Below are 2408 nucleotides of genomic sequence, written 5' to 3' on the forward strand. Positions count from 1 at the left end.
CTCCACGATCGTTCGCGCCACCAGCTGGCCGCCGGGGCCCGTCAGAAAGGGGCCCGGCGGCGCGCTACGACACGACCGCCGCCCTCTGACTCCGGACTCCATCTGGCGGCCGTCTTCATCCGGTCAGCGAGGTCATCCGAAGGAAACCGCCTACGTCGGAACCGCTCACGGCCGCGCCCCGGCGGCGCGCTACGACACGACCGCCGCGGGTGGTGCTCATCGGCCAGGCGCGGGACTCTACGATCGCGGGCGTGCGTTATTCCTTCCTCCACCGCGGCCGTCGTTTGTCCTACCTCGACTTCGGCGGGCCCGGCCGGCCCGTGTTGGCCCTGCACGGGCACTACAACGAGGCCGCCGTGTTCGCTCCGCTGGCCGCCGCGCTTTCCCCGCACCGGCGGGTGTTGGCGCTGGACCAGCGCGGCCACGGGGAATCCGATCGCGCCACGTCCTACAACCGGGACGACTACGTCGAGGACCTGGCTGCCTTCCACGACCACCTCGGTCTCGGCCCACTGCCGGTGCTCGGGCACTCCCTCGGCGGCGTCAACGCCTACCAGTTCGCCGCCCGCCATCCGGAACGCGTCGCAGCCCTGGTCGTCGAGGACATCGGCGCCGTCGTCGACGTCGACACCGCCTTCACCCGCCGTCTGCCCGGACCACAACCAACGCGTGAAGCTCTGGCCCGAGCTCTCGGAGCGGCCGCACCCTACCTGGAGTGTTCCTTCCGCAAGAAGCAGCACGGTTGGGTGTTCTCCTTCGAGGCCGACGACACCCTCGCCTCCCAACAAGCCCTCACCGGCGACCACTGGGCCGACTGGACTGCCCTGACCTGTCCCACTCTCCTCGTCCACGGAACCCACAGCGACGAGATCACCCCGTACCACGCCCGCGAGATGCAGGCCCGCCACCCGGGCCCCGTCCACCGCGTCGAACTCGCCACGGGACACGTCGTCCACCACGATGCCCCGGACGACTTCGCGAACGCCGTCCGCGCCTTCCTCTCCGAGCCGCGCGGAGCAACTGCTCGTGAAGGTCGTCCTCCGCCGCGGCCACAGCAGCGTGATCACCCTCCTGCGGGCGGTCGGCGCCCGGTCGTGTCACTTGCCCAGCCGCTGATGGCAGAGATCCTTCCTGTGGGCCGGCCCGTGACCGCCCAGGAACGACCACTACGAGGTCACGTTCCCCCCCGGTCTCCCTCGGTGATGTCGATCAGCTGTCGACGAGGGCCTTGAGCGCGATGTTGAGTTCGAGGACGTTGACGCGGGGCTCGCCCATGAAGCCGAGCGTGCGGCCCTCGGTGTGCTGCTCCACGAGCTTCGCGACCTGCTTGACGTCGAGGCCGTTCCGCTCGGCGACCCGGTGGACCTGGATCTTCGCGTACTCCGGGGAGATGCTCGGGTCGAGTCCGGAGCCGGAGGAGGTGACGGCGTCGGCCGGGACCTCCCGCGGGTTCACCTTGTAGGAGGCCGTGGAGTTGTCCGCGACGACCGAGGCCTTGGCGTTCTCGACCTGCTCGACGAGGTCCGGGTTGTCGGCGGCCTTGTTGGTGGCGCCGGAGAGGATCAACGCGTACCCGGTGTTGACGCTGTTGGAGCCGAGTCCGTCGGAGGGGCGCGGCTGGAACCACTGCAGGTCCGGCTCGGCCGCCTCCTCGGGGTCGTCGGGGTTCTGCCGGGGCAGGTTGTAGGTCTGCCCGATGAGGGACGATCCGACGACCCGGCCGCTCTGGTCCTTGATCTCGGAGCCGTTGGCGTTGCCGCTGAAGGCGACCTGGGCGATGCCGGTCACGGTGAGCGGGTAGAGGACGCCGCACAGCACGGTGAGGACGAGGAGTGACCGCAGGCCGGCGCCGATCAGTCGTGCGGTGTTGCCGACAGAGTTGTTCATGGCGGGTATCAGCCGATTCCGGGGATGAGTGTGAGGAGCATGTCGATGACCTTGATTCCGATGAACGGGGCGATGAGACCACCGAGTCCGTAGATCCCGAGGTTGCGGCGGAGCATCGTGTCCGCGCTGGTCGGCTTGTACCGCACGCCCTTGAGGGCGAGCGGCACGAGCGCGATGATGATCAGCGCGTTGAAGACGACCGCGGACAGGATCGCGGAGTTCGGCGAGTGCAGGCCCATGATGTTGAGCTTGTCGAGACCCGGGTGGACCACGGCGAACATGGCCGGGATGATCGCGAAATACTTCGCGACGTCGTTGGCGATGGAGAAGGTCGTCAAAGCGCCCCGCGTGATCAGCAGTTGCTTGCCGATCTCCACGATCTCGATGAGCTTGGTGGGGTCGGAGTCCAGGTCCACCATGTTCCCGGCCTCCTTGGCGGCCGAGGTTCCGCTGTTCATGGCCACGCCCACGTCCGCCTGGGCGAGCGCCGGGGCGTCGTTCGTGCCGTCACCGGGCATCGC

Annotated in this window: 2 protein-coding genes and 1 pseudogene; 1 reads left to right on the forward strand and 2 read right to left on the reverse strand. The window is 68.7% G+C overall.

From position 1 onward, the window contains the following. The first annotated feature begins 251 nt into the window (after positions 1–251). Positions 252–1232 (forward strand): alpha/beta fold hydrolase, encoded by a 981-nt coding sequence (locus ACWGIU_RS35665; RefSeq protein ID WP_453712245.1) that lies wholly within the window; start codon positions 252–254, stop codon positions 1230–1232. Here ACWGIU_RS35665 and ACWGIU_RS35670 read toward each other — a convergent pair. Together ACWGIU_RS35670 and ACWGIU_RS35675 are read right to left on the reverse strand one after the other, a co-directional pair. Beyond that, the gene (locus ACWGIU_RS35670) at positions 1210–1887 is read right to left on the reverse strand and encodes a potassium-transporting ATPase subunit C (RefSeq protein ID WP_453712246.1); all 678 of its coding nucleotides are present in this window, start codon (positions 1885–1887) and stop codon (positions 1210–1212) included. The two genes, ACWGIU_RS35665 and ACWGIU_RS35670, sit on opposite strands and share 23 nt — an antisense overlap. 8 nt (positions 1888–1895) lie before the next feature. Then, positions 1896–2408 (reverse strand): annotated as a pseudogene (locus ACWGIU_RS35675) (potassium-transporting ATPase subunit B); the annotation flags it as partial.

The organism is Streptomyces sp. NPDC054840, from assembly GCF_053611065.1.